This window comes from Nocardiopsis chromatogenes YIM 90109 (genome assembly GCF_000341185.1).
In the GTDB taxonomy this organism is placed as follows: Bacteria; Actinomycetota; Actinomycetes; order Streptosporangiales; family Streptosporangiaceae; genus Nocardiopsis_A; species Nocardiopsis_A chromatogenes.
Genome location: NZ_ANBH01000372.1, coordinates 1 through 3008, shown reverse-complemented (window position 1 = coordinate 3008; position 3008 = coordinate 1). Strand labels below are relative to the sequence as shown.

Sequence of the window (3008 nt, the reverse complement as noted above, 5' to 3'; positions counted from 1 at the left end):
CGCGGCGGAACCGCCACGCAACCGCCGATCGGGCGGCCGTACCGCCACGCGGGACCACCGGAGCCCCCTCCCGGCGCCCGCCACATCCGCTTCCCGCTCCCCGGGGGCAACGAGTGTGCAGTTCAGACCACCCTGGCGCATCCGGTGCGCACTTTCGTGCACACCGGATGCCCGAACCGGCCCTCTGTCGCCCGGCAGGCCCGGGACCCGGCCTCCAGTCCCCGCGCACCGGCCCGACGGCCGCCACGAGCGCGAACGACCACCCGCCCACCCCGCCGCGCCGCCCCGCCCGGACCACGAGCGGCCCGCCGGACGGCAAGCAGGGCCTGGGAACCACCCCGGCTCGCTCCGTCGCCGCCATCAACGGCGACCACGCACACGCCCGCCACCCGACAACGCTGCCGGATGGGCCGCCGCGAGTCGGCGCAGCAGGTCGACGGTCGGGGCGGTCCCGCCTTCCTCGGTGCACTCGCCTTCCTCGGTGCACTCGACTTCGTCGACGGTCATGGCCGCTCTGTCGGCCAGCTCCCCGACAGAGAGTCCCAGGGTGGTCCGCACGTCATAGAGCGTCTTGCCGAAGGCAAGGGCCTCCCGAATCGCGATCCGCCCGGGATCTTCAGGCCGGGGATCCGGACGCACCCAAGGCGTGTGGTGACCGGTCATCACACCCGCCTCTCGTAGCTCTCGACGGCCGGCCGACCATGCTCGTTCGCACCGATCTTCTGTGCCCCGAACCGCTCTGTCGATCTGCCGTTGATCATGCTGCTTCATTGTGCGGAAGACGGTGAGCGGTGGGATTCCGCCGCCGGGCCTGCGCTAGTAGTCAAACGGGCGGTCACTCCCGGCAAGCGAAGGCGTAGCTCCCATACCGGACCCTCTCGATGGTCTGATCAGGGGCCGCCCAATCCGTTTCCCCTTCCCCGTTCGGTCGGCATCCCGGCGACCTCGTCCACGCGCTTGAAGCCGCAGTCGCTCAGACTGGCAAGCCAGTCACGTACCTCTGGCTCCATCTCGAAGTCGCGCAGTTCGCGCACCACGGACTCCCGCCGTGTCAGAACCACGCTGACACCAGCGTCCGGTCACCTACGGTCACGTGCTTTTCTTGGATCTTCAGAGCCATCCACCGCCCGGCCGCGAGCGGGGTCCTCTCGCCCCTCAACTCCCGACCCGCTTCCGGGCCGACGGGAACCCCTATGACCCGCCGTGTGCACATTCCGCCCCTCCGCACACGTGTGCTAGCCTTCCGCGTCCGATTGGCGAGGTCGGTGGAGGCGAATCCCATGTGTCCTCGCCCACCCTTGGGCCGAACCGGGTTCCGGCGCCCCACGCCTCATTGAATCCGAGGCGATCTGGGCGCGAAGTCCCGCTGAATTCTCGGTCAGGGCTGCTGACGGCGATCCTCCCGGGCCGCAGGATGAACGTGTGCCTTCTCCGACTTCGGCTCGTACCACCGGCCCCCAACAGGCCGTCACCCGGCCCGAGGCCTCCCCTGTCCACCGCTACCGTCCCGTCATCGACCTGGAGTCGGGTGTCGTCCTGGCCGTGGAGGCGGAGGCCGCCCCGGCGACGGCGCCGCACGACGACTCCGCCGCCCACGCCGAGCGGCTCATCCGGCTCGCCCGCAGGGTCGCCTCCGACGAGGCACTGCTGCCGCTGATCCTGCCCGTGCCCGCCGCCGCGGCGGCGGCCTCCCCCGACGTGACCGGCCAGCTCGAACTGGTGCTGCGCCGCACCGGCCGCCGCCCGCGCGACATCACCGTCATGCTCGGCCCCGACCTGGCCGAACTGCCCCGCGCCGCCGCGGTGCGGGCCGCCGCCCACGTGCGCGACTCCGGATTCCGTTGCGCCTTCGCCACCGCCGCCGTCCCCGTGGACGTCATCCTGGACCAGGCCCCCTTCCTGATGCGCCTGCCGCGCAACCTGGTCGCCGGGCTTCCCGGCGACGAGCGCAGCGCGGCCGTGGTCGAGGGCATGGCCCGCATCTCCCGCAGCGCCGGGGTGTACCCGGTGGCGCCGGGCATCACCTCGGCCGACCAGCTCGCGGCGCTGCGGGACGCGGGGGTGCGCCTGGGGTACGGGCCGCTTCTCGCCGACGACACGTGGACCCCCGGGAGCAAGGTGCGCCCCCTGCCCGAGATCGCCCCCGGCCGGGGCGGCGGCGGGCAGGAGGGACCGGCCGTGTCGACCTTCATCGGCCCGCCCGTCGCCCTTGAACAGGACGCGACCGCGGCGGAGGTGCTCGACGCCTTCACCAACGACCCGGTGCTCAACTCGATCATCCTGCTGGACCACCGGGAGCGCCCGGTCGCCCTGTTGGACCGGTCGCGGTTCCTGCTGTCGGTGTCGGGCCCCTACGGGCACGCGCTGCACGCCGCCCGCCCCGCCCGGCGGCTGGCCGACCCGCCCAAGACGGTGCCGCTGCACACCACCGCCATGGAGGCGCTGCGCGCCGCGGGCGCCTCGGGTGAGCGCGTGCACGACGACCTGGTGGCGGTGAACGCCTTCGGCCAGGCGGTGGGCGTGGTGGCGGTGGGCGACGTGATCGCGGCACTGTCCCGGGGCTGAGGCGCGGTCGGCACGCGGCCGGCCACCGGAGGCCGCCTTCCTGCGGGCGGTGAACGTCAGGCGAGGAGCGCGGTGATGCCCGCGGCGGCGCACACCGTGGAGGGGCGTCGGCGCGTCTGTGGCGCGATCGGTGGGGTACGCGTCGTTGACGCCGTCCAGAGCCCACGGGCACCGTCTATGTCGTGAACGAGCACCGTGTCGTCTTCCTCCTCTTCGAGGGTTTCCAGACCCTGGACCTGACGGGCCCCTGGGAGGTGTTCCGCTGCGCCGGGCACCGCAACGGCGCCTACGCCTGCCGCACCGTGGCCCGCACCGCCGGGGCGGTCGCTTCCGGGAGCGGGCTGCCCGTGCACGCCGCCCACGGGGTCGAAGGGCCGGGCGCCGCCGACCCCGCCGACGTGGACACGCTGGTGGTCGTCGGCGGGACCGGCGTCGACGCGGCC

4 protein-coding genes are annotated in these 3008 nt (G+C 73.3%); 2 read left to right on the top strand and 2 right to left on the bottom strand.

The window, feature by feature from the left end; all coding sequences use genetic code 11:
• Nucleotides 1-360 precede the first annotated feature (360 nt).
• Nucleotides 361-663, bottom strand: a complete 303-nt coding sequence (locus tag D476_RS0130940) for a hypothetical protein (protein WP_040728946.1) — start codon at nt 661-663, stop codon at nt 361-363.
• A 227-nt stretch (nt 664-890) separates the two neighbouring features.
• Nucleotides 891-1034 (bottom strand): hypothetical protein, encoded by a 144-nt coding sequence (locus D476_RS38100; RefSeq protein WP_160167460.1) that lies wholly within the window; start codon nt 1032-1034, stop codon nt 891-893.
• Nucleotides 1035-1422: 388 nt separating this feature from the next.
• Between D476_RS38100 and D476_RS0130935 the strand changes: the two genes are divergently transcribed.
• Both D476_RS0130935 and D476_RS35205 read left to right on the top strand, forming a co-directional pair.
• Nucleotides 1423-2565, top strand: coding sequence for an EAL domain-containing protein (locus D476_RS0130935; RefSeq protein WP_026124018.1), 1143 nt, complete (start codon nt 1423-1425; stop codon nt 2563-2565).
• A 182-nt stretch (nt 2566-2747) separates the two neighbouring features.
• Nucleotides 2748-3008 (top strand): DJ-1/PfpI family protein (locus tag D476_RS35205; protein ID WP_017627742.1); only part of this gene is annotated, 261 nt, incomplete at its 3' end.

Bases quoted from the DNA above. Each gene is read 5' to 3' on its own strand.
- D476_RS0130940 (WP_040728946.1), bottom strand. From the start codon at position 663: ATGACCGGTCACCACACGCCTTGGGTGCGTCCGGATCCCCGGCCTGAA.